This is a genomic window from Pseudomonas sp. Leaf434 (assembly GCF_001425545.1).
Taxonomy (GTDB): Bacteria; Pseudomonadota; Gammaproteobacteria; order Pseudomonadales; family Pseudomonadaceae; genus Aquipseudomonas; species Aquipseudomonas siliginis.
Window position 1 is genome coordinate 261,320 of record NZ_LMQZ01000001.1, and the last position, 23,015, is coordinate 284,334.

The 23,015-nt window shown below is 59.6% G+C and carries 19 protein-coding genes; 6 read left to right on the forward strand and 13 right to left on the reverse strand.

What is annotated here, in order from left to right:
• Positions 1 to 53 precede the first annotated feature (53 nt).
• The 12 genes from ASG55_RS01125 to yaaA form a co-directional block, all read right to left on the reverse strand.
• Positions 54 to 710, reverse strand: coding sequence for an alginate O-acetyltransferase AlgF (locus tag ASG55_RS01125; RefSeq protein WP_041479483.1), 657 nt, complete (start codon positions 708 to 710; stop codon positions 54 to 56).
• Positions 711 to 724: 14 nt separating this feature from the next.
• Positions 725 to 1,897: an alginate O-acetyltransferase gene (locus tag ASG55_RS01130; RefSeq protein WP_041479484.1), complete on the reverse strand. Its 1,173-nt coding sequence runs from the start codon at positions 1,895 to 1,897 to the stop codon at positions 725 to 727.
• A gap of 10 nt (positions 1,898 to 1,907) precedes the next feature.
• Positions 1,908 to 3,473 carry an MBOAT family O-acyltransferase gene (locus tag ASG55_RS01135; protein ID WP_056783044.1) on the reverse strand — a complete coding sequence of 522 codons (1,566 nt, stop codon included), beginning with the start codon at positions 3,471 to 3,473 and terminating at the stop codon, positions 1,908 to 1,910.
• Positions 3,474 to 3,744: 271 nt separating this feature from the next.
• The gene (locus ASG55_RS01140) at positions 3,745 to 4,857 is read right to left on the reverse strand and encodes a mannuronate-specific alginate lyase (RefSeq protein WP_056783046.1); all 1,113 of its coding nucleotides are present in this window, start codon (positions 4,855 to 4,857) and stop codon (positions 3,745 to 3,747) included.
• 8 nt (positions 4,858 to 4,865) lie between these two features.
• On the reverse strand, positions 4,866 to 6,332 hold the full coding sequence (locus ASG55_RS01145) for an alginate O-acetyltransferase (protein WP_056783047.1): 1,467 nt from the start codon (positions 6,330 to 6,332) through the stop codon (positions 4,866 to 4,868).
• A gap of 10 nt (positions 6,333 to 6,342) precedes the next feature.
• Entirely contained in the window at positions 6,343 to 7,914 is a 1,572-nt protein-coding gene (algG, locus tag ASG55_RS01150) for a mannuronan 5-epimerase AlgG (RefSeq protein WP_051600606.1), read from the reverse strand.
• Positions 7,915 to 7,940: 26 nt separating this feature from the next.
• Positions 7,941 to 9,422 (reverse strand): alginate export family protein, encoded by a 1,482-nt coding sequence (locus tag ASG55_RS01155; protein ID WP_056783051.1) that lies wholly within the window; start codon positions 9,420 to 9,422, stop codon positions 7,941 to 7,943.
• Positions 9,419 to 10,927: an alginate biosynthesis TPR repeat lipoprotein AlgK gene (gene algK, locus ASG55_RS01160; RefSeq protein WP_177342702.1), complete on the reverse strand. Its 1,509-nt coding sequence runs from the start codon at positions 10,925 to 10,927 to the stop codon at positions 9,419 to 9,421. Before algK ends, ASG55_RS01155 begins: the two co-directional genes overlap by 4 nt.
• A 9-nt stretch (positions 10,928 to 10,936) precedes the next feature.
• Complete coding sequence (locus tag ASG55_RS01165; RefSeq protein ID WP_024011680.1) at positions 10,937 to 12,106, reverse strand: alginate biosynthesis protein Alg44; 1,170 nt, start codon at positions 12,104 to 12,106, stop codon at positions 10,937 to 10,939.
• Between the two features lie 35 nt (positions 12,107 to 12,141).
• Positions 12,142 to 13,623 carry a mannuronan synthase gene (gene alg8, locus ASG55_RS01170; RefSeq protein ID WP_162098720.1) on the reverse strand — a complete coding sequence of 494 codons (1,482 nt, stop codon included), beginning with the start codon at positions 13,621 to 13,623 and terminating at the stop codon, positions 12,142 to 12,144.
• Between the two features lie 79 nt (positions 13,624 to 13,702).
• Positions 13,703 to 15,019: a nucleotide sugar dehydrogenase gene (locus ASG55_RS01175; RefSeq protein WP_056783055.1), complete on the reverse strand. Its 1,317-nt coding sequence runs from the start codon at positions 15,017 to 15,019 to the stop codon at positions 13,703 to 13,705.
• A gap of 809 nt (positions 15,020 to 15,828) precedes the next feature.
• The gene (gene yaaA / locus ASG55_RS01180; protein WP_056783057.1) at positions 15,829 to 16,608 is read right to left on the reverse strand and encodes a peroxide stress protein YaaA; all 780 of its coding nucleotides are present in this window, start codon (positions 16,606 to 16,608) and stop codon (positions 15,829 to 15,831) included.
• A gap of 374 nt (positions 16,609 to 16,982) precedes the next feature.
• On the opposite strand from yaaA, the gene ASG55_RS01185 reads away from it, so the two are divergent.
• The 6 genes from ASG55_RS01185 to ASG55_RS01210 all read left to right on the forward strand — a co-directional run bounded on the left by ASG55_RS01185 (position 16,983) and on the right by ASG55_RS01210 (position 22,239).
• On the forward strand, positions 16,983 to 18,059 hold the full coding sequence (locus tag ASG55_RS01185; RefSeq protein WP_404822223.1) for a polysaccharide deacetylase family protein: 1,077 nt from the start codon (positions 16,983 to 16,985) through the stop codon (positions 18,057 to 18,059).
• A 338-nt stretch (positions 18,060 to 18,397) separates the two neighbouring features.
• On the forward strand, positions 18,398 to 19,792 hold the full coding sequence (locus ASG55_RS01190; RefSeq protein WP_024011685.1) for a PhoH family protein: 1,395 nt from the start codon (positions 18,398 to 18,400) through the stop codon (positions 19,790 to 19,792).
• A 240-nt stretch (positions 19,793 to 20,032) separates the two neighbouring features.
• Positions 20,033 to 20,506, forward strand: coding sequence for a cyclic pyranopterin monophosphate synthase MoaC (gene moaC, locus ASG55_RS01195; protein WP_041479492.1), 474 nt, complete (start codon positions 20,033 to 20,035; stop codon positions 20,504 to 20,506).
• Positions 20,503 to 20,745: a MoaD/ThiS family protein gene (locus tag ASG55_RS01200; protein WP_016771591.1), complete on the forward strand. Its 243-nt coding sequence runs from the start codon at positions 20,503 to 20,505 to the stop codon at positions 20,743 to 20,745. The genes moaC and ASG55_RS01200 overlap by 4 nt, the downstream gene beginning before the upstream one ends.
• Before the next feature lie 2 nt (positions 20,746 to 20,747).
• Positions 20,748 to 21,200 carry a molybdopterin synthase catalytic subunit MoaE gene (moaE, locus tag ASG55_RS01205; protein ID WP_056783060.1) on the forward strand — a complete coding sequence of 151 codons (453 nt, stop codon included), beginning with the start codon at positions 20,748 to 20,750 and terminating at the stop codon, positions 21,198 to 21,200.
• A gap of 262 nt (positions 21,201 to 21,462) precedes the next feature.
• On the forward strand, positions 21,463 to 22,239 hold the full coding sequence (locus ASG55_RS01210) for an ABC transporter substrate-binding protein (RefSeq protein WP_056783062.1): 777 nt from the start codon (positions 21,463 to 21,465) through the stop codon (positions 22,237 to 22,239).
• A gap of 101 nt (positions 22,240 to 22,340) precedes the next feature.
• On the opposite strand, the gene ASG55_RS01215 is transcribed toward ASG55_RS01210, so the two are convergent.
• Entirely contained in the window at positions 22,341 to 22,967 is a 627-nt protein-coding gene (locus ASG55_RS01215) for a helix-turn-helix transcriptional regulator (RefSeq protein ID WP_016771588.1), read from the reverse strand.
• Positions 22,968 to 23,015: the final 48 nt, after the last annotated feature.

Here is a 23,015-nt window from a genome sequence, read left to right on the forward strand (position 1 = left end):
CCTCGTTTCACTCGACAGCTCCTACAGGGATCAGCGTCTCTGCGGGAAATTGGTTAGCGAGTCGACACCGGGCGTTTCACCCAGACTGGCGACAGGTTGCTGCCGTTGCCGGTGACGTACAGCACGGCTGCCTCACCACGCTCCAGAGCGACCGGTTTCACGTCGCCGACTTTCTTGTCGCCTTCGTACAGCGCCAGGCTGACTTTCACCGGGTTGATTTCACGTTCGCCACGGCCCTTGGCTGCCACGTTCGGCACCACTTCGGTCTTGCCGTCGGCGGTTTTCAGGGTCAGCGATTTGTCGCTGAGGTTCTGTACACGCACCAGGGATTTCTGCTTGTTCTTGAATGGCGGCTCTTCGATCAGTTGTGGCGCGCCGGAAGCGTTGTTGACCAGGGTGTAGTAGTGGTCACCGGCGAGTTTGACCGGCAGGGTCTGGCTACCGACCTTGGCGCTGTAATCGCCGCCCGGCATGAAGCTGAAGTCGCTGCTGGCCAGTGGCGCGATATCGCTCAGGTTGGTGCTGCCGACAGTCGCGCTGACTTCGGCGTTGCTGGCGTTGTAGACACGCACGAAGCTCGAGCCTTTCGGAGCGGTCGGGCCGTACAGCGCGGCGTCGCCACCGGCGAAGGCTGGGACGGAAAGTACGCTGAGGCCAGCAACCAGTGCGAAGCTTTTAGCGAGACGACGAGGAGTAGTAGTGAAAGTCATGGTGTACCTCTCTTTCAGTTTTGCGCCCGATCGGGCGTCTCGGATTTAGTGTTGATGGCTACGTTTTGTTGGCGGGCGCCGGCTTGTTTGAGCTCTGCGACCCACTGCGGGTCGGCGTCGCCGATTTCGTTGTTCACAGGCAGATATCGTTCAGGAAACTCCCAGATCAGCACTTGTGGCGGGCTGTTCTTGAAGTCATCGCTTTTCAGGTAGCTGAGCATTGGCAGAATCGGGCCGTGGCCGTCTTCGGCGTAGTTGACGACGTCGCTGTGCAGCGCTTGTTTGAGCGCACCGACGAAGTTCCAGTTGGGGTTGGCGCTGTAGCTGGTGCCGATCAGCGCGACCGGTACTTCGCTGTTGGCGAACAGGGCGTCGTCACCGGCAGGCTGTTCGGCGGCAACGGTGTTGCGTTTGAGCAGTGGCTCAGGCGCCGGCATCATGTTTTCGAACAGCGGGTCGAGTGGCAGGAACAGACGCAGATCGCCCTTGTGCGTGACCTTCTCCGCTGGCGTGGTGACGAAGCGCTGTGGCTCGCCGCTCAGCGGGAATTTCTCGGCAATGGTTTTCGCCAGCGTGTTGGCGGCGATCTCGGCGCCTTCAGGCGTCCAGTGGGTGTCGGTGCGCAGGAACACTTGCTCACCGTTCTGCTTGGCCTGTTGCAGCGGGCCGAGCAGGTCAGGGGCGAGGATTTTGTCGGCCGCGACACGGGCGTGGAAATCCTGATACAGGTTCTGGTGAATGCTCGAAGGCTTCACTTCACCCAGATGCTCCGGATACAGACGCACCTTGGCTGGAACAATCGCCATCACCAGTTTCACGCCTTTCTCTTTCAGGGTCTGGCGCACGCCTTCGACCAGCGCGTAGTTGCCTTGCAGGTTCTGCTGTTCGTTGACGATCGGGTTGAATTCCTCATCGCTGTACAACCACTGGTCGCGGCCGAGCACAACGCCCGGACGACCTTCGTTGAACAGTTTGAAATCCAGCGCGGCCCAGAGGTTGGTGCCCAGGCGCTTGATCGGGAATTCATCGTCGTAGTGGGTTTCCACCGCCTTCGTCCAGCGGCCGTTGAGCACCGTCGCATCGGCGTTGGTGCTGAAGCCGAAGAAGCTGCGAACCGACCACAGACCCAGGACCAACAGCGTCACCAGGAACAGGGCGATGTAGAAGATGCGTAATGAGCGGGTCATGTCAGATCCCTCAGAACTGGAAGTAAAGGAACGGCGAGAAGCTTTGCGCCGAGAGTTTGAGAATCGAGGCGATGAACAGCAGCAGGATCAGCCCGCGCATCACGTAGCGCGACCAGTCAGCGGTCCAGTAAGCCGATTGCACCTGGGCTTCGACGCCAACGGTGTAGCCAGGTTCGTGGATGCTCGCCGGATTTTCCCCAGGCGCTGCCTTGATCATTCCCGGCGTCGCCGTGGCAGGGCCATTGGCCTCGACGTTGACTTCCGGTTTGGTCTTGGCTGGCGGCTGATTGGTGTACAGATCACGCAGGCCGAAGAACGCCAGGGTCACGTAAGCCACCACCAGAGTCGCCACTTGCAGACCGGTGAGGCTGGCCTGATTGAGTTCCGACAGCGACCAGTCGCCGAAGCTGAACATTGCACCGTACATGCGCCCGGCAACGTGCAGGTTCTCGGCACGGAAGATCACCCAGCCCATTACTACCAGCAGGAAAGTCAGTGCCCAGCGGATCGGGTTGAGGCTGCGCGGCGAAGTGTTCAGGCCGAGCATTTTCTCGATCGCCAGCCACATGCCGTGCCAGGCGCCCCAGATGATGTAAGTGATGTTCGCGCCGTGCCACAGACCACCCAGAAGCATGGTCAGGAACAGGTTGCGATAGGTCATCAGCGTGCCTTTACGGTTACCGCCGAGGGTGATGTACAGGTAGTCACGCAGCCAGGTGGAGAGGCTGATGTGCCAGCGGCGCCAGAACTCGGTGATCGACTGGCTGATATACGGCTGCTTGAAGTTTTCCATGAAGCGGAAACCCATCATCAAGCCCAGACCGATGGCCATGTCGCTGTAACCGGAGAAATCGAAATACAGCTGCGCGGTGTACGCCAGCGCACCGAGCCAGGCATCACCCGTGGTCGGGTTCTGCAAGGCGAAGCAATGGTCGGCGACCACGGCGAGGGTGTCGGCAATAAATACTTTCTTGATGAAACCCTGCATGAACCGCGTGCAGCCCTCGGAGAATTTGTCGAGGGTGTGCGTGCGGTTGTTGAACTGGTCGGCGAGGTCGCGGAAACGCAGAACCGGGCCGGCAATCAGGTGCGGAAAGATCGCCACGAATGCCGCGAAGTCGATCAGGTTGCGCGTGGCCGGAGTGTCGCCACGGTACACGTCGATGATGTAGCTGATCGATTCGAAGATGTAGAACGAAATACCGATCGGCAGCAGCACGTGGGTCAGGATGAACGGCTCGAGACCGAACGAAGTCATGATTTCGTTGATGCTGTCGACACCGAAGTTGGCGTACTTGAAGTAGCCAAGGATGCACAGGTCGACGGCCACACCGAGCAGCAGCCAGCGCTGCGCCGGTTTGGTTCTAACGCCAGCGGCACCGACTTTCAGGCCGATCCAGTAGTTCCACAGCGTGACCGCTGCGAACAGCGCGAGGAAGTCCACCCGCCACCAGGCGTAGAACACATAGCTGGCGATCAGCAGCAGCAGGTTGCGATAGCGTTGCCCGCTCAGGTAGTACAAGCCGAGAAAGATCGGCAAGAACAGAAACAGGAACACGTTGGATGAAAATACCATCCCGATCTCTCCATGTTTGAACCAACAGTCAAGGGCCAAAGCCCCCCCAAACCCCCCGTGGTAGTGGAGGGGTGACACAGTGTTTGCTTGAGGTCTGGGCTGGCCGTCAAACCGCGCCCCTCACCCCCCGCCCTCTCCCGGAGGGAGAGGGAGCCTGATCTCCATGGTTTTCAAAAATGGAGATCGACTCGGTATTTCATTTCGGCGTAACTCGCACAGCCACCTCGGTCAGTCCCCTCTCCCTCCGGGAGAGGGTTAGGGTGAGGGGCTTTTAGCCCTTTTCATGCGACGGGTCGTAGACCTTGGTCAGGTCGCCGCCAAGACGGAAAGTCTTGAACGGTTGCATGTCGCGCTTCTTCTCGATCACATCCGGCGCACAGGTGTAGAGCGTGCAGAACGGTTCGAGCCAGGCGAATTTCATGTCCTCTTTCAGGTCGGTCATGTCCTGCTTTTTGCCGTTCTTTTCTTCGAACTCGTCAGGGTCCTTCACGCCGGCCAACACGCGGTCACCCAGACGCTTCAGTGCGCCATTGTTTTCCTGACGCAGATCGACACCGTTGACCTGGGCGAAACTGGCGATCATCGCCAACGGTGGCAGGGCGTAATTGTGATAGGCGAGGGCGCGTTGCTGGCGCTTGAGTTCGTTGGGCAGGAAGCCATCGGCATCGACTTGATTGACGCCAACCTTGTATTCCTTCACCGCCCAATCAAACAGGTCGCGGCGGTTGGTGGCGACGGCGGTGGCCATCACCGACCAGGCGGCCCAGTACGAGTGGTTGTTGGTTTTTTCCAGCGGCAGGTTGTCCCAGTCGCTGACCACCTGATCGGCCATTTTGCTGAACCAGGCTTCGATCAGCTGCGCTTCCTGCTGATGCTGGGCCAGCGGATGCGAGTCGGAAAACTTCAGGCGAATGTACGACGAGGCCATGCTGCCCAGTGCCCATTTGCGCATCGACTTGCCGGTGTGGTTGAAGTCTTTGGACATCAACGCGTCAGCCTTGGCCCATGCGGTCAGCCAGTTGAGCGTGCATTCGAGCTGCTCCGGGCGACCGTCGCGCATGAACTGCATGACGCGCTTGGCGGTGCCGCGCTCCAGCGTGGTGATGTCTTTGGTGGTGTCGCGAAAGGCTTTTTCCGACTGCACATTCAGCGTCGCGCGGGCCTTGTCCGAACCTTCGTATTTGCTGCGAAATTGCAGCGGACCGGTGTATGGCGCCGGCATCGCGTCGCAGCCGTCGCTCTTGTCGCCGGTCTTGAATTTATCCACCGGGGCGAAGTAGCCCTGCGGTGGACGCAATGGCGCGGCGGCCTGAGTTGCCCCGGCGAACATCGCCAGGCTCAGGAGTGTCGGTGCCAACAGATTTTTCAGTTTCGGATTTCGCATAGCAGACCTCATTGCCCGAGCTGCGCGGTCTGTTGACCGACGCCCGGGAATACGTTGCGTTTGCAGATTTTCGCTTCGACTTTTTGTGGCGCGGCGCCAGGTCCGGCTTCAGGACCCTGGACTTCGACTGCCAGCAGGTTTTGCGAGGCCCAGTCTTCGTCCGTGCGCAGCTCAAAGGCGAAACGACCGTCGGTGTCGGAGGTTTCCGGTTTCTCGATCTTGATGTCCTCGTGGCGACCGTTCATGTACCAGAGGGTGGCTTGCAGGGTTTTCACCGAGGTGTCGGCGAAGCGGATATCAACCTGATGGTTGGCGTTCTGCAGGTTCAGGTTCTTGCTGTTGACCAGCAGTTCTTGCTTGCTGCCCGGCTTCAGCGTGGCGCTGGCGGACATCTGCGCGTCCTTGCCTTCGCAACCGTTATCCAGCAGCGCCATCATCTGGCGATAGATGGTTTCCTGGTCGAGGCGATACAGCGGCGAGAATTCCCAGATGAGAATCTTCGGCGGGGTCTTCTGGAATTCTTCGCTGCCCAGGTACTGCAGCATCGAACCTTCGAAACCGCCGCCGGGGAAGGCCACGTTGAGGATGTCGGCGCCGATGGCTTCTTCGAGGAAGCCGGCGAAGTTGTAGTTCTTGCCGCTGTGCGACGTACCGACCAGGGTGATCTGCGGATTGCCGGAATCGCCGAACAGATCGCCGTCGCCTGCCTCGCCTTTCGGCTCGGTGGTGAACTGGTCCATGTACTGGATCGCATAGCTGGTGCCGCACAGTTGCCCGGCCATGTTGTGCAGAGTGCCGGTCTTGCCCATGCGCCCGGAGCGCTTGGTCTCGAATTCACGCTTGGGAATGTCGGCGAAGGCCGGGATCTGCTTGACCTTTTCGGCGACGATTTTTGCCGTGCGCTGGGCACCGTAAGGTGTCCAGTGCTGGTCGCCACGGAAGTAGAAATCGTGGGCGGGCAGGGTGTCCGGCAGCGATTCGTTGGTCAGTGGCGACAGGTCAGGCACCACGTAGCCCATCTTGGCGAAACGGCCGAGCATGGTCTTGTAGTTGCCCAGCGCTTTCTCGTAATCGAACGCGGCTTTTTCCTGCGGGTTGAGCTTGTTGCGGTTCACCAGGCCACGGGTCGGCTGGTAAACGATCACCAGCTCGACGCCTTTGCTCTTGAACGCATCGTGCAGTTGTTGCAGGCGCTTGTAGCCGGCCGGCGTGGTGTTGAACTCGGTACGCAGATCTTCCTGGGTACGGAACAGCCAGTCGCCCTGAGCCTGTACCAGGGTGGTGAAGTTCTGCTGATAACGCGTGGTGTAGTTCTTCGCGTCATGGGCCGCCGGGCACAGGTTGCAGCACGGCTCGGCGGTGAACTTCGGTGGCGTGACGCTTGCGCCGTCAGCGTCGGCGCGGGCGTTGCCGGCAGCGAGAATGCCGAGAGTCAGGGCCGAGAGGCTGAGCAGTTTGATCATGTGTGGGTGCATAAAATTATCCTCAGTCCTGCAATTCGGTCTGGCGTTCGACAGGGTCGATCAGCACGGCTTTCTGCTGGCGCACCAACAGATCGAGAATTTCATCCTGGCGCTCGCCGAGGATGCCGTTGAAGCTGATCCCGCTGGACTTGGTCGGCGCCAGCATCGACACGCGATACAGCTCGACACTCAGCGGCGAGTCGATCGACAGCGGACCGCTGCCATTGGCCGCCAGCTCGCCGCCGACGACGATCAGCGAGACCTGCGCGTCGAACGGGTCGAGCTTGATGTCACGGTCGGTGTCGGTCAGGTCCTTGATGTGGCCGTAGATACCGGTCAGGCCGTTGGTCATGGCAACGTTTTCGTAGAGGCGGATGTTCACGCTGTTACGAATACGAATGCCGTGACGGGTATTGCTGATGACCTTGTTGCCCCACAGCAGGTTGTCGGCAGACTCGTAGAGCGTGATGCCGTCGGTGTGGTTCTTGTAGATCTCGTTGTAGGCAATGATGTTGTTGACGCTGTTACGGTCGATCACCAGGCCCGACAATTTGTTGTCGAAACTCTTGTTGTTGAAGATGAAGCTGTCGTTGACCTCACGGGAAATGATGATCCCGTGCTTCTTCTTCGTGCCGTGAACGGTGTTCTCGGCAATGATCAGACGGTGCGAGCGGTCATGCGGGTCGATGCCGTAGACGATGTTGTCTTTGTAGGTGTTGCCCTTGACCACAAAGTCGCTGGTTTCGTAGCAGTAGAAGCCGTACCACATGTCCGAGAACTCGGAGCCGACGATCCAGCCGGTCGGTTCCGGGCGCTTGAGGACCTTGGCCATGTTCGGCGTGTACTGGGAAATACTCACCCCGTACGACTTACTGTTGGCGTAACCGAAACTGGCCATCTTGCTGTTGACGATGTAGGTCTCGGTGCCGCCCCAGGCGAGCAGGAACGGACGGAATTCCTTCGGCGAACGGAAGGTTGCCGGGCCGTTGTCCTTCTCGCGCCAGCCGGTGACTTTGGTGTCACGCACGAACAGTTTGCCGTCATTGACCAGGAACGAACCGGCCTCTTGGGACAGGCGCAGTTCCTGGGTCTGACCATCGATTTCGAGGATGCCTTTCTCGCCGACCACGATCGGCAATTTGGCCAGGTACACGCCCGGGGACGTCTCGCTGAAATACTGCTTGGGCAGTTTTTTCGCCAGATCCTTGAGGTTCATGTAGCCGTCGTCGATGAAGATCGCCTGCGGAATGCCGTGCTGACGCACGACCCATTCGGCCATCTTGTTATCGCCGCCGATGAAGTCCTTCAGGGCGTTTTCCTGCATCATCCGGCGCACACTGATCTTGCCCGGTTTGCTGCGCACGATCTTCGCGGCAGCGGCTTCGGCGGTGAAGCCGGACAGGTCGGGCAGTGTCGGCTTGGCCAGTTTCAGTGCGTCGGTCGGCGCGCTGCTGACGGTGTAGGTCTTGGCCTGTTGCAGTTCCTTGGCCACGGTCGCAGGTTTCGCCGGTTCAACATTGGCGAAGGCGCCGGCGCTGGCCAGCAGCATCGCGCCGGCCAGCAGGCTGAGTGAGCCTGTTCTGGTGCTGATCATGTCGGGCACTCCCTTGGCGGTTTGCATCAGAAGCGCCAGATCACGTCAATGAATGCGCGGTGCATGTAGGAATCAACCTGGCTGCCGTAGGCATCGCCCGGTTTGAACACACCGCCACGGAATCGCACCAGTGCCGAAGGCTCGTCGATCGACTGGCTCAACGCCGCCGGCAACAGGCCTTGCTTGAAGTACTTGGTGACGACCAGGTCCATTTCCTGACCCAGGTCCTTGTTGCCATCTTCAAGCGGCAAGGATGTGCTGGAGAGGATTGCGCCGGTGACGTCGTCGGTGTTGTTTTCCACCGCATTGATGCCGTTGCTGCCGACCGGCTTGTTGCCGTCGACACGCCAGAACTTGTGGTAGATCAGGCTGGCGTCGTACTCGTCGTTGACCATCCACGAACCGAACAGGGTGGCGGTCTGCATGTTGTTCATTTCGCCACGGAACGCTTCGCCGAAACGGTGCACGCGCGAGCGGGTACCGGTGTAGTTGGAGCGGTTGCTCTCCAGACCGTTCTGTTCGTAATCGGCACTGGCGCGGGCGTAGGCACCGCCGACTTGCCACTGCGGATCGAGGCGCAGACGTACGCCGACGTCGGCTGCCCAGCCGCTGATGTCATCGCTGCGCTTGGCTTGTGTCGGGCGCGTGCCGTCGGCGTTCAGCGCGTTGACCGTGTCGCGGTCGCCGCTCATGCCGGTGATGCTGCCCCAGTAGTTGACGGTGTTGGTGTTGCGCCAGTTGTAGGCGTCGCTGTCAGCGGTCAGGCCGATCCAGCTGATGTCGCCGTTCTCGGTCTTGTCCAGCGAGTCGCGCGGGACGCCCGGCTCGGCGTAATCGAGTTTGCCGTCATCGTGAGTGTGGTGGCCGCGAATGCCGACCCACTGGCCCGGTGTCCACTGGTAAGCAGCGTCGGCGTAGGCGTGCAGGCGATCCTTGTCTTTCGGCGCCAGCTCTTTCAAGTCGGTGCGGTATTCGCTGAAACGCTCGGCAACACCGGCATTGGCCCGCAGCAGGGTGGTGTCGAAGGTCCAGTTCAGCGCTTCGATGTTGGTGTCACGCCATTGGCCGTCGTCATTGCGCAGACGCTGGCGACCGAACTTGAGCATCTCGCCCGGGTACGGGGTGAGGCCGCTGTAGCCGACCCAGAACTCGCGCATCGCCAGGTAGTTCTTCTTGGTTTTGCGATCACTGTTGTCGGTGGCTTGTTCGCCGTCCGATTGTTGCAGGGTGTCGGTTTCGATGATGTCGGTCGAGGTCACGGCCTGACCCATCGCGTAGGCGCTCCACGCGCCGCTTTCGCCGTAGATCCACGGACGCAGGTCGAGGCCCACGCCATTGACGTCGCCGCCGCCGGCAGTGCCGAGGTCACGGTCGTCTTCGGACTGGCCGGTGAGTTTCACTTCCAGACCGAAATTCTTGGTTTCAGTCATCGCAGCCAGTGTCGGGCAAGACCAGAGCAGCGCGAAGGTGAGGCCAATACCGGCCTTCACGAATGGGTTCAGCTTCATAGTTTTTCCTCGCCGTCTTCTTCTTGCAGGGCGTGCAGTTGCAGCGTGTTCGAGTTCAGGGCGCCACGGCTGGCCTGTTCCTGTTGCAACAGGCGGCGGGCTTCGGGCAAGCGCTCGGGCGGCAATTGCGCCTCGAGGGTCGCTGCCAGTTCATCGGCTTGCGGGGTGTTCTGGGCCTTGGCCAACTGGCTGAACACGTAGGCATTCAGCGGGTCGGGCTTGGTGCCCTTGCCTTGCGAGAACAACTGGGCGATGGCGAAGTCGGCACTGTTCTGGCCGTTGCGCGCAGCGGTCAGCAGGTGGTCCAGAGCCTTCTGCGGATAGACCTTGCCCAGGTAGCCACGACGGTAGATCTGGCCGAGGTAGTAATCGGCGGCCACTTCGCGGCCAACGGCTTTCTGGAAGTGTTCCTCGGCGACTTTCGCGTCGGCCGGGACCATTTTGCCTTCGTAGTAGACCTTGCCCAGCAGCAGTTCGGCGCGCGGCTGGTCGGCAGCGCGACCGTTGTCCAGGTACTTCATCATCTGGTCGACGTCGCCCAGTTCGGGGAAGTCGTAAAGCAGTTGGGCGAGGGTGACCCACGACGCCGGGTAGCCCGGAGCGATCGGCTCGAGCAGCGCCTGCGCGGTTTTTTCGTCAGTCTTGCCCAGGGTCGAATCGGCCAGCACGCGGGCTACGGAGTCGACACGCTGCGCGGTGACGGTGCCACGGCTGTAACCGGCCTGCATCTGCTTGATCAGCTCGGCCTGTTGGTCCGCCTGGCCACGTTTCTGGTAGACGGTGGCCAGTTCGACGTAGCAGATGTCGGTGGTATTGAGCGCGGCCTTGCAGATCTTTTCCACGTCATCCAGATGCTGGTCGTAAGTGCCCTGGGTGCGATACAGCAGCACCTGCGCCAGACCCGCTTCCGGGTAGCCCGACTTGCGCCACTGATCGATCTGCTGCTGCGCGTTGATGTTGGGGAAGCTGTGCGGGTATTGCAGGTACAGCATCGCCAGCGGGATCAACGTGTTGCCTTCGCCATTGGCGGCGGCTTTTTTCAGCAGGGTTTCGGCTTCGTGGTGCTCGGCTTCGGTGGAGCCCGGCTTGGCCACCAGCAAACGACCGAGACGTGCCTGGGCACGCGGCGACACGCTGGCCGCTGCGCGGTAAGTCGCCTCGGCCTGTTTCATCTGCGCCGGGTCACGGCTGTCGACCTGGATATCGGCCAGGCCGACTTGCGCCTCGCTGTAACCCAGATCGGCCAGTTGCTGGTAATTCTGCGCAGCGGTGGCAGTGTCGCCACGCTTGAGCGCTTCGTTGGCCAGACGCTGATCGGGCAGCCCGGCGCAACCGGCCAGAGAAACTGCCAGTGCCAGCGAGCACACCATCAATCCCATGTGGGAGCGAGCCTGCTCGCGAAGCAGTCGACTCGGTACTTCAGACAAACCGCGCTGGCCCTTTCGCGAGCAGGCTCGCTCCCACAGGGTCGGCGGTGTGTTCAAGTTATGCGTAGTCACAGGCATGTCCTCGACTTAAAGACCGGCTGCCATGGCTTTGTCGATCAGCCAGTTCAGGTTCGGGCCACGGTCGCTGTTCACTTCAACCGGGCGGCCGGCCAGGCTGCTGTCGAGCGGCTCGTCAGGCTGGATCTGCACGCGGATGTCGGAGGACAGGTCGGCGCTCTTCAGGCTCGTGCTGCTGACGATCTTGCCGGTGCGGGTCTTGTCTTCGCCGGCGATCTGGAAGCTCACCGGGGTGCCCGGGCGCACGTCGCCGAACTGGCGATAGGAGAAGCGTGCTTCAACGTTGGCCTGGGTGTTGCGCGGCACCAACTGGAAGATCACGTCGCCCTTGCTCGCGTACTGCCCGTCAGCCACCAGTTGCTGGGCCACGGTGCAGTCGCACGGCGAAGTCAGGGTGCCGGTCATTTGCTTGCCGAACAGTTCTTCAACCTTGGCCGGGGCCAGTTGGTCTTCGGCCAGATGGCCCTTGAGCACGTCGAGCATGCTGGTGCTGAAGGTCGCCAGCGGTGCGCCTTTGGCGGCAACGCCGTCGGACTTGACCAGGCTCTGTACGGTGCCGTCACGCGGCATGGTGATGTTCATCCCCGGCACGCTGACCAGACCGGCCTGCGCGTGGCTGACGAAGTACATGCCGTACACCGACTTGAAGATGAAACCGGCAGCGACCAGACCAACAGCGAAAATACCGGCGCTGAAGGTCACGGCTTTCAGACGGCCAAACGGGGTCATGCCGGTGTCGTTGGTCTTGTTCTTGCGCGCCTTTGTGAAGTTGTCGCGCTGCAGGGTCGCCAGCACTTCGCCGATGCTGACGATGTCGCCGGCCAGGTGCGAAGTGATCAGGTGGCGCAGGGTGGAAATGTCCTGCGGCTCGAGGTTCTGGAACTGGCAGCCGGCGCGGCCGGTGGCGCGGTCAAAGGAACGCACCTGCAGTTCAACGTCCATGGCCAGGCCGAGGTTGTCGATGACAAATTGCAGACGCGCCTTGTACACCTCGCCGATGGTCAGTGGCATCTGCCCGGCGTTGAACGCCAGACCGCCAGCCGACAGATCGAGGACCCGCGCTTCGAGCGGAGTCCGGTCAGGGCCGAAGAAACGCAGTTTGGCCGGGATTTTCACGCGAGCGTGCTGGCGCTGGGCTTCGGATTCATGCACTACGTTGACGTTGACGGCGGTATTCATAGGGGCGATTTCCTTGTTAATTCAATAGGAGCGGGTCAGACCATCATCAGCAGCACGGCGACAAAAATGCTGCCGGCGGAGAAGGTCATGGTCCGAGACGACCAGGTGTTGAACCAACGTTGAAAGCTGGCGAGATCACGGGTCAGGGATGTGGGCTGGCGAGTCCAGGATTGTTGGTCGAGGCGGAAGAACACGTAGATCTTCACCAGGGCGCCAACGATCTGGTTGTAATACAGAATCGCCGGGTAAGCAGGGCCGATGCGGTGACCGGAACACGACAGCAACAGCGTCAGGATCAGGCGGGTGATACCGATCCACAGCAGGTACACGAGGATGAACGCGGTGCCGTACTTGAAGCTGGCGATCAGTGCGACGGTCAGGCCGAGCAGCGAAGTCCACATCGACACGCGCTGGTCGAACAGCACCACCGAGGTGAACGCGCCGAGGCGGCGGATACCCAGACCCAGTGCACGCGAGTTCTGGCGCAGGTTGTTGCCGTACCAGCGGAACATCAGCTTGCGGCTGGCCTTGATGAAGCTCTTTTCCGGCGGATGTTCAACGGTGTTGATCGCGGCATCCGGCACGTAGAAGGTGTCGTAACCCAGGCGCATCAGGCTGAACCAGCTCGACTTGTCGTCGCCGGTCAGGAACTTGAAGCGGCCCAGACGCCAGTGTTGCAGCGAGTCGCTTTCAACGTCGGCGATGAACTCCGGATTGGTCACCACGGAGGCTTTGAAAACCGACATCCGACCGGTCATGGTCAGTACGCGCTTGGACAGGGCCATCGAGCACATGTTGATGTGGCGCTGGGCGAAACGCAGCTTGTGCCATTCGCTCATGATGTAACCGCCGCGCACTTCGCAGAACTCGTTGGTGGTCAGGCCGCCGACATTGCCGAACAGCTGGAACCACGGCACGGTCTTGCGCACGACGCCTTCGCCGAGCACGGTGTCGCCGTCGATCACGGCCACCACGGCACGGTCGTCCGGCAGGTGACGGGAGATCGCGCGGAAACCGAAGGCCAGACCATCGCGCTTGCCGGTGCCGGGAATTCGTACGAAGTCGAGCTTGACCCGCTCCGGCGGATTCATCCGTGCCCACAGCGCCTTGACCAGCAGCTCGTCGGACATTTCCACGATCGAGCAGACAATGGTGGTCGGCAGTTCGCAGTCGATGGCTTCGCGGATCACCGAGCTGTAGACCTGCGCGGTTGTCAGCGCGTCAATACGAAAGCTGGTGACCATCAGAAACACATGCGACGGATCGGCCGCTTTACCCAGCTTGCGTACTTTGCGACGCAGGTGCGGGTAAACGATGTAGAGAAAAATCATGCCGCGCACAAAGTGCGTTGCACCCATCGAGTAGCGCCAGATACCCACGGCGCCAATCAGGAAAATGAAGTCCTTCGACTCGGAGTCGAATGTGGACGTGGGCAGCATCAAGGCCAGGCCCATCAGCAGACTGAGATAAAAAAGCCAGCCGGCTGATTGCAGAAAAAAATGTTTGAGCTTGGTCATAACCGTCATCCGAAGGTGATGGAGGCTTCAAGCCGCAAGCGTGTTGCTTTTGCTTGCGGCTTGAAGCTTGAGGCTTGCCTTACCAGCAAATGCCTTCGGTGCGGCTACCGGCGCTGGTGGCCTTGGACATGAAGCCCACCAGGTCGATGACTTGCTTGCCCTGCGGCGCTTCCTGGGCCAGCGAACGGAATTTCTCGTCGCGGTTGCCGAGGATGATCACGTCGGAGTTGTCGATCACCGAGTCGAAGTCGGAGTTGAGCAGGGACGATACGTGCGGAATCTTCGATTCGATGTAGTCCTTGTTCGCACCGTGGACACGGGCGTATTCGACGTTGCTGTCGTAGATGCTCAGGTCGTAACCCTTGCCGATCAGCATTTCCGCCAGTTCGACCAGCGGGCTTTCGCGCAGGTCGTCGGTGCCGGCCTTGAAGCTCAGACCGAGCAGGGCGACTTTGCGTTTTTCATGGCTTTCAACGATGTCGAAAGCGTTCTGCACTTGCGATTCGTTACTGCGCATCAGCGAGTTGAGCAGCGGTGCTTCGACGTCCAGGGAACCGGCGCGGTAGGTCAGCGCACGTACGTCTTTGGGCAGGCACGAGCCGCCGAAGGCGAAGCCCGGACGCATGTAGTACTGGGACAGGTTCAGGGTCTTGTCCTGGCAGACCACTTCCATCACTTCACGACCATCGACGCCGACGGCTTTGGCGATGTTACCGATCTCGTTGGCGAAGGTCACTTTGGTCGCGTGCCAGACGTTGCAGGTGTACTTGATCATCTCGGCAACGGCGATGTCCTTGCGGATGATCGGTGCGTCGAGTTCTTCGTACAGCGAGTGCAGAACGTCGCCCGAGGCGGTATCGAACTCGCCGATAACGGTCATCGGTGGCTGATCGTAGTCAGCGATGGCGGTGGATTCGCGGAGGAATTCCGGGTTGACCGCAACGCCGAAATCGACGCCGGCTTTCTTGCCCGAGCAGTCTTCCAGAATCGGGATGACCACGTTGGCCACGGTGCCTGGCAGCACGGTGCTGCGCACGACGATGGTGTGGCGGGTGGTTTTTTCACGCAGGACAAAACCGATCTCGCGGCACACGGCCTCGATGTAGTTCAGTTCCAGGTCGCCGTTCTTTTTGCTTGGCGTGCCGACGCAGATCATCGACAGGTCGGTATCACGAATCGCCTCGGCGAAGTTGGTCGTGCCGCGCAGACGACCGGTCTGGATACCCTGTTGCAACAGTTCACCCAGGCCCGGTTCAACGATCGGCGATTTGCCGGCGTTAATCATGTCGATCTTGTCTTTGGCAACATCGACGCCAACTACGTCATGGCCCCGTGCAGACAGGCAACCGGCACATACTGCGCCAACGTAACCCAAACCAAATATGCTGATGCGCATCGCAATTACCTCTGTATATATCAGGCCTTAGAAGGCCGGAGTTAATGGTGTTCAGCGGTCACTAGTGCACTCGGAAGTGCGGCTTACAGGCGCCACAATGCCGTGTGCAGGCATACAAAGTTCCGAGTGTCTAATAAGTGCACTCAAGATGTGCGCAACTAGGCCTTGTTGTTATGACTTGCCCTGTTATGCAGCCGATCTTCCGTGCGGGAAGACTCTAGTGCAGTCGTGTAGCCTGCTCGACGTCCGGTAGGGGGCCGGTAAATCAAGCAGTTAGGTGCTCAGGCGAGCACGTTTATAGGGGCGCGGCCTTGGCCTTTGTAGGGGATATTAATGGTGCGTATCTCCTGTCCTTCGATTGTTTTGAGACTAGTTAGTCACTCAGGCAAGTTGCTGTGACAACTTGGTTACATGGCTATCAGCTCTGCGTAAGTTATCTCGTACAAACTCGGCGAGAATCGTTACCGGTGGTATGAGCAACGCATTTGGACATAGTTCCAGCCCGCTCATCGTGCTAGCCGAAATTTTTTGAAATATTGATGAAGATGGCACTGGGTGCAAACTGATAGCACTAACGATTTCGCCCTTTAGTTATCGGGGCGAAACCGGGGTCGATATTTTTGTGCCACTACGGGTAAAAAATTTAAGTGCCACTACTGAAAAAAAACTTCAGTGTCGAGTGAAACTAAAATTAGAAAAGAGTGTGTGGTTTTATTGGCGCCATGAATTTGGCGATATGCAGCGGGGGAATTTTGACTTCGGGCGGACTGCACGACTCTGGAGGAAAAGAGTCGTGCAAAGGGCATGCTTTATTCCGGGGCGTGGTCGCGCAAAAACACCAGATTGTCAGGTTTCGATTGTTCGGCGCTGTAGCGATAACCCTGTACATCGAATTGCTTGAGCTGAGCCGGGTCGTTGATGCGTTCCTGGATCACAAAACGGCTCATCAGGCCGCGCGCTTTCTTCGCGTAGAAACTGATGATCTTGTACTGGCCGTTCTTCTGATCCTTGAACTCGGTATTGATGATCCGCGCCTTCAACGCGCTGCGCTTGACCGCAGAAAAGTATTCGTTGGATGCAAGGTTGAGCAGTACGTCATCGCCCTGATCGGCCAGCGCTTCATTCAGCCACTCGCTGATGCGCGTACCCCAGAACGCATACAGATCCTTGCCACGGCCGTTGGCCAGTTTGGTGCCCATTTCCAGGCGATAGGGTTGCATCAGGTCCAGCGGCCGCAGCAGGCCATAAAGGCCGGAGAGCATGCGCAAGTGCTTTTGCGCGTAATCGAATTGCGCCTCGCTGAAGGACTGAGCGTCGAGGCCGGTATACACGTCACCCTTGAAGGCGAGCAGCGCCTGCTTGGCGTTTTCCGGGGTGAAGTTGGGGGTCCAACTGCCGAAACGCGCGGCGTTGAGGCCACCGATTTTGTCGGACACGTGCATCAACTCGCTGATCTGCGCCGGACTCAGCTCGCGCAACTGCTGGATCAATTCCTGGGAATGGTCGAGGTACTGCGGGTGGGTAAAGCGCTGGGTCGCCGGCGGTGTTTCATAGTCGAGGGTCTTGGCGGGGGAAATCACCATCAGCATGAAGTCGTCTCCTTTAATCGTGGGGGCGATTCTAGGGGGTTGTCCGTGTTGACTCCAGCTATGGGGGTTATAGGTCGGTGCAAGTGCCGGGATTTGCGACGGTTGGTGGATTTTACCCTCACCCCAGCCCTCTCCCAGAGGGAGAGGGGGCCGATGTTCGCTGGCTTCAAATTTGAGTTCGACTCGATAGCTCAGGTAGACGGATATCGAAAGAACCGCTCGGTCAGCTCCCTCTCCCTCTGGGAGAGGGCTGGGATGAGGGTGACGACCTTGAATCTTGCACATCAGCTATAGTGCCGCGCGGGTTTTGTTATGGAGACATCCCTTTGCGCATTGTTCTTTTATTCACCTCGTGGCTGCTGAGCTTCGGCGCCATGGCGGCGCCCGGTGATGCGGCGACGCTGGATCGCACGACCTGGCCGGAGCAGCTCAGCAATCCGACCCTGTTCGACGTCGCGTCGCGGGCGGAAATCCTCATGTTCGCTCGCGGCCTGCTCGGCACCGAGTCCATCGACGAGGCGGCACTGGCCCAGCGCCTGGGCCTGCGCACGGTCAATATCGATGCGGTCAATCAGCTGCGCCAGCGCCTCTGGCAGCGCTTGCTCGCCAACTACAACCACGCCCAGCAAAGCTGCGATCAGGACGCCTCGTTCTGCTTCCTCGTCGAAGACCTGCCGACCCTGCGCGAGCAGGCGGCCAAGTTCGTCGTCAGCGACGACAGCTATTACACCAAGTGGGCCGAGCCGAGCCGGATCTTCCATTTGCAGTACCTCGACGAGCTGATGCGCAAGGCCGCGCTGTCACCGCAAACCAGTAACGAATTCGATCGTTTCGGCGACTACGAGCGCAACGGCGACGACATGCACGACCGGCTGTTTCTGCTGACCTTCGACAGCGCCGCCAACGTGCAACCGGACAACACCGACTGGCTGACCGAGTACCTGCGAAAATCGAATCTGAGCGCAACGTTCTTTGTCCTGGGCAAGGATATTCAGGCGCGACTCACCGGCCGTTCGGTCAGCAGCCTGCAGGCGAGTTTTTCCCGGCAATGCGTAGGCGTGCAGGGCTGGGAGTTCCGCTCCCACAGCCATTGGCAGGACTGGCAGGATTCGGTGCGGCGCAGCGCCGATCTGGTGAAGAACAAACTGCCGGAAAACTACGTGCCGCTGTTCCGTCCGCCGGATGGCCAGCGCCGCAGTGACGCACAAGGTTTCTTCAATAGCCAGGGCCTGCAAGTGGCGCTGTGGGACATCGATGCCCAGGACGGTGCCGGCAAGCTCAAAGGCCCGGCAAGCGCGCAGCGGGTGCTGACCCTGATGCTGCTGTGGCGGCACGGGGTGATCAATTTCAACATGAAACAGGATGCGGTGAAGACGTCCCTGCCGTGGCTGATCACCCAGACTGCGCAGAGCGGCATCGGCTGGGAAGACTGTCAGGACGCGTTTCGTTGAGAAATGAGAACAAGCCCGTAAACATTGGACTTGGGGTGATTTTCAGGAGGAATTCGATGCAGGCGGACTTCCGACTTTAGCGGGGTACGGGGAGTCCGCCAAGGGCTTTTCGTCACTCTGCAAAATAAACTTAAAAAAACCGTCAAAGAGCTTTTTTATGTCATCGGTTTTGGAGTATTACGAAGACAGACCGCCGAAACCTGCAACACAGGTGGCGTCTTCCCAGACTCCTATTGTGTGCAGTTCATCCAGGCCCTCGTGGATGAATTCGGCAGTCACCTCGAGGCGCAGCACTGTCACGGTATTGCGTCGAATGGCTCCCACAAAGGTGACCGAGTATGGATGATCACGGACGCAGCCCTTCCTCCAACCAGCCAATCCTGTATGTACTCGATACCAACGTATTGATTCACGATCCAAATGCCCTGCTGAATTTCGAAGAACACCACGTCGCCATCCCGATGACCGTGCTGGAAGAGCTGGACAAGCTCAAGAGCGGCCATCACAGCGTGGCCGCCGAATGCCGCCAGGCGATCCGCCTGATCGACAAGACCCTGGGCGATGCGTCCCCTGAAGACGTTGAGCTGGGCGTGCCGATCCAGCGTGGCAAGGGCGGGCCGAAGGGCTTGCTGTCAATTCTGATGAGCAAGCAGGCCGAGTCGAACCTGATTCTGCCCGAACATCTGAACGACAACAAAATCATCAACCAACTGATTGATCTGCATACCCGCGATCCGCAAAAACCGGTGGTGCTGGTCACCAAAGACATCAACATGCGCCTCAAGGCGCGCGCCTGTGGGATCGACGCCGAGGACTACAGCACCGACCAATTGGTCGATGACGTGTCCCTGCTGCCCAACGGCTACCACAACATGACCGGCTCCTTCTGGGACCGCGTGAGCAAGGTCGAAACCCGTCAGGACCACGGCCGCACCTGGCATCAGGTGCAACTGATCGATAACCTGCCGGCCGTGCACATCAACGAGTTCATCATCGACGAGCAGGGCTTTGTTGGCTGGATCAAGGAAATCCAGGAAGACCGCCTGCTGATCCTCGACCTGCACCAGGAGCCACTGCTGCATCAAGAGGCCTGGGGGCTGAAGCCGCGCGACATCTATCAGAGTCTGGCGCTGTACGCGTTGCTTGACCCGGACATTCATCTGGTCAACCTGTCCGGCGCCGCCGGGTCCGGTAAAACCATTCTGGCGCTGGCCGCTGCGATCGAGCAGACCATGGTCAGCAAACGTTATCGCCGCATCATCGCCACCCGCAGCGTGCAGGGTCTGGACCAGGAAATCGGCTTCCTGCCCGGCACCGAAGCGGAAAAAATGGAGCCTTGGCTGGGCGCCATCACCGACAACCTCGAAGCCTTGCACATGGATGACGAAAACACCCATGGCAGCGTCGACTACATCCTCAGCAAAGTGCCGTTGCAGTTCAAATCGCTCAACTACATTCGCGGTCGCAGCTTCCAGCAGAGCCTGATCCTGATCGACGAATGCCAGAACCTCACGCCGCACCAGATGAAAACCATCATCACCCGTGCCGGCGCCGGTTCCAAAGTGGTGTGCCTGGGCAACCTGGCGCAGATCGACACCCCTTACCTGTCCGCGACCAGCTCCGGGCTGACCTACCTGACCGAACGTTTCAAGGACTTCCCCAACGGTGTGCACATCACCCTGCAAGGGGTGCCTCGCTCGATCCTGGCCGAATACGCCGAATCGCATCTGTAACCTTTCACCCAGAACCGGGCGGCCCTTAAAGCCGCCCGGTTTTTTTATGGATAAATGCATATCTCCTGTGGGAGCGAGCCTGCTCGCGAATGCGGTTTATCAGTCGACATCTATAGTGAATCTGAATCCGCTTTCGCGAGCAGGCTCGCTCCCACAGGGGGCAACGGTGATTTCATAATCAGTGATGCGGATATCTGACCCACAGGTTTACAATCCACGCTCCTGATCAGGAGTAATCCCGTGCTGACTCATCTCGATTCCCAAGGTCGCGCCAACATGGTCGACGTCACTGAAAAAGCCGTGACGTTCCGTGAAGCGACCGCTCAAGCGCTGGTGCGCATGCTCCCCGCAACCTTGCAGATGATCGTCAGCGGCGGTCATCCCAAGGGTGATGTGTTCGCCGTGGCGCGCATTGCCGGAATTCAGGCGGCGAAGAAGACCAGCGATCTGATTCCCCTGTGCCACCCGCTGATGCTCACCGGCGTCAAAGTCGAACTCAGCGCCGAAGGCGATGACAGCGTGCGTATCGTCGCCCGCTGCAAGCTGTCCGGGCAGACCGGCGTCGAGATGGAAGCGCTGACCGCCGCCAGCGTCGCCGCCCTGACCATTTACGACATGTGCAAAGCCGTCGACCGGGGCATGACCATCGAAAGCGTGCGTCTGCTGGAGAAAGTCGGCGGCAAGAGCGGCCACTTCCAGGCGGAGCAGCCATGAAACTGACCGTGAAATTTTTTGCCCGCTACCGTGAAGCGCTGGGCGTGGATTCGGTTGCGGTTGAAGGCGATTTCGCCACCGTCGATGACGTTCGCGCACTGTTGGCGCAACGTGATGGCGCCGAAGTGCTGAGCGAGCAGAACCTGATGTGCGCACGTAACGAAGACCTCTGCCAGCTCGACGAGCCGGTGGTCGATGGCGACGAAGTGGCGTTTTTCCCCACCGTGACCGGAGGCTGAGCATGGCGATTCGCGTGCAGGCCACGCCGTTCGATCCGGGCGCTGAAGTCAATGCGATGCACGCGGCCAATGTCGGCGTTGGCGCGGTGGTGAGCTTTGTCGGTTATGTGCGCGACTTCAACGACGGTCTCGACGTGGCCGGGATGTTCCTCGAACACTATCCGGGCATGACCGAAAAGGCTCTGGGCAAGATCACTGTCGAAGCCGAGCAGCGCTGGCCGCTGTTGAAACTGGAAGTGCTGCACCGCATCGGCGCGCTGGAACCGGGCGAACCGATCGTCTTCGTCGGCGCCGCCAGCGCCCACCGCCAGGCCGCGTTCGATGCCTGCGCCTTCGTCATGGACTACCTGAAAACCCGCGCGCCGTTCTGGAAAAAAGAAAACACCAGTGACGGCCCGCGTTGGGTCGAAGGGCGTGACAGTGATCATGCGGCTGCGGATCGCTGGAAGAAGTAGTTTCTGTAGCGCCCTCCGGTCAGTCTTCGCGAGCAGGCTCGCTCCCACAATTGGAAAGCGTTCCCCTGTGGGAGCGAGCCTGCTCGCGAAGGCGTCATCTGTGACACCGAAAATCCTTCCCTCTCTACCCGATTGACGATTTGTACCTGAGAGTCCAGTATGGATTTCCAAGTACAAAAAAGCTTCTGTCTTGCAGCTATCAGGTTGCCGCTTGTAGCTGCTCTTCTTCGCCAAACCAACAACAACCCGCGAGAGAACGAACATGAAGAAACTTCCCCTCATCACCGGTCTGGCTCTCAGTCTGCTGGCTTGCTCCAGCGTCTTCGCCGCCGAGAAAACCCTGCGTATCGGCATCGAAGCGGCCTATCCGCCATTCGCGTCGAAAACCGACAAAGGTGAAATCGTCGGCTTCGACTACGACATCGGCAATGCCCTTTGTGCGCAGATGAAGGTCAAGTGCGTGTGGGTCGAAGGTGAGTTCGACGGGCTGATTCCTTCGCTGAAAGTGAAGAAGATCGACATGGCGCTGTCGTCGATGACCATCAACGAAGATCGCAAGAAGTCGGTGGATTTCAGCCACAAGTACTATTTCACTTCTTCGCGTCTGGTCATGAAGGAAGGCGCTACGGTCGATGATCAGTACGCCAGCCTCAAAGGCAAGAACGTCGGCGTGCAGCGCGCGACCACCACCGATCGTTATGCCACCGAGGTGTTCGAACCCAAGGGCATCAACGTCAAGCGCTACAGCAACAACGAAGAAATCTACATGGACCTGGCGGCGGGGCGCCTCGATGCGATTTTCGCCGACACCATCCCGCTCAATGACTTTCTGTCGATGCCGCGTGGCAAGGGTTATGAGTTTGTCGGGCCGGAGCTGAAGGATCCGAAGTACGTCGGCGAGGGTGCCGGGATTGCCGTGCGCAAGGGCAACGGTGAACTGGTCAGCCAGTTGAACAGCGCCATCGACGGGATTCGCGCGAATGGCGAGTATCAGAAGATTTCCGAGAAGTATTTCAAGACCGATATCTACGGCGATTGATCAAGCGCTTTCGCGAGCAGGCTCGCTCCCACAGGGGTAACGCATTCCAAATGTGGGAGCGAGCCTGCTCGCGAAGAGGCCAGCGCTAGCGATGCAAATCTTCAGCCCTTCAATTCCTTCAAATGTTTGTACACCGTCGCCCGCCCCATGTTCAGCACATTGGCCACGTAGTTCGAGGCGCTCTTGCCCTTGAACGCGCCCTCGGCGTGCAGCGCCAGCACCAGTTCGCGTTTGTGATCGCGGGTCAGCAGGTTCAGGCTCAACTGCCGCTCGCGCAACCAGGCGTGGAGGAAGGTGTTGATGCGTTCCTGCCAGTCATCACGGAACAGCGAGTCCGGCTGCGGAATCAGCTTGCTCGGCGAGAGAAACAGGTCCAGCGCCGCTTTGGCGTTCTCGAACAGGGAAATATTCAGATTGATGCACAGCACCGCCAGCGGCCGACTTTCGCTGTCACGCAGCACGGTGCTCAGGCTGCGAATTTTCTGACCGTCCCAGTTGAGCTTTTCGTACGGGCCGATGTTCCTGTCGCTGACATCCTCGCTGAGCATGTCTTCCAGTGACGAGTCGTCGCCGATCTCGCGCTTGGACAGGTTGTTGGCGATGTAGTCGACCTTCTGCGTGCGCAGGTCGTGCAGCACCACCTCGGCGTGGGGGAAGAACAGCGTGGCAATGGCGTCGGCGATGGCGCGGAAGTTATCCAGCGCCGGGTCGAATTCGGGGGCAGTCATGACAGTGGAGCTCCAGGCAGCGTCAGCGCCCCTTGTGCCGGGGCGCTG

Coding starts and splice junctions, on each gene's coding strand:
- ASG55_RS01125 (WP_041479483.1), bottom strand. CDS start 710: ATGACTTTCACTACTACTCCTCGTCGTCTCGCTAAAAGCTTCGCACTG.
- ASG55_RS01130 (WP_041479484.1), bottom strand. CDS start 1,897: ATGACCCGCTCATTACGCATCTTCTACATCGCCCTGTTCCTGGTGACG.
- ASG55_RS01135 (WP_056783044.1), bottom strand. CDS start 3,473: ATGGTATTTTCATCCAACGTGTTCCTGTTTCTGTTCTTGCCGATCTTT.
- ASG55_RS01140 (WP_056783046.1), bottom strand. CDS start 4,857: ATGCGAAATCCGAAACTGAAAAATCTGTTGGCACCGACACTCCTGAGC.
- ASG55_RS01145 (WP_056783047.1), bottom strand. CDS start 6,332: ATGCACCCACACATGATCAAACTGCTCAGCCTCTCGGCCCTGACTCTC.
- algG (WP_051600606.1), bottom strand. CDS start 7,914: ATGATCAGCACCAGAACAGGCTCACTCAGCCTGCTGGCCGGCGCGATG.
- ASG55_RS01155 (WP_056783051.1), bottom strand. CDS start 9,422: ATGAAGCTGAACCCATTCGTGAAGGCCGGTATTGGCCTCACCTTCGCG.
- algK (WP_177342702.1), bottom strand. CDS start 10,927: ATGCCTGTGACTACGCATAACTTGAACACACCGCCGACCCTGTGGGAG.
- ASG55_RS01165 (WP_024011680.1), bottom strand. CDS start 12,106: ATGAATACCGCCGTCAACGTCAACGTAGTGCATGAATCCGAAGCCCAG.
- alg8 (WP_162098720.1), bottom strand. CDS start 13,623: ATGACCAAGCTCAAACATTTTTTTCTGCAATCAGCCGGCTGGCTTTTT.
- ASG55_RS01175 (WP_056783055.1), bottom strand. CDS start 15,019: ATGCGCATCAGCATATTTGGTTTGGGTTACGTTGGCGCAGTATGTGCC.
- yaaA (WP_056783057.1), bottom strand. CDS start 16,608: ATGCTGATGGTGATTTCCCCCGCCAAGACCCTCGACTATGAAACACCG.
- ASG55_RS01185 (WP_404822223.1), top strand. CDS start 16,983: ATGGCGGCGCCCGGTGATGCGGCGACGCTGGATCGCACGACCTGGCCG.
- ASG55_RS01190 (WP_024011685.1), top strand. CDS start 18,398: ATGGATGATCACGGACGCAGCCCTTCCTCCAACCAGCCAATCCTGTAT.
- ASG55_RS01200 (WP_016771591.1), top strand. CDS start 20,503: ATGAAACTGACCGTGAAATTTTTTGCCCGCTACCGTGAAGCGCTGGGC.
- moaE (WP_056783060.1), top strand. CDS start 20,748: ATGGCGATTCGCGTGCAGGCCACGCCGTTCGATCCGGGCGCTGAAGTC.
- ASG55_RS01210 (WP_056783062.1), top strand. CDS start 21,463: ATGAAGAAACTTCCCCTCATCACCGGTCTGGCTCTCAGTCTGCTGGCT.
- ASG55_RS01215 (WP_016771588.1), bottom strand. CDS start 22,967: ATGACTGCCCCCGAATTCGACCCGGCGCTGGATAACTTCCGCGCCATC.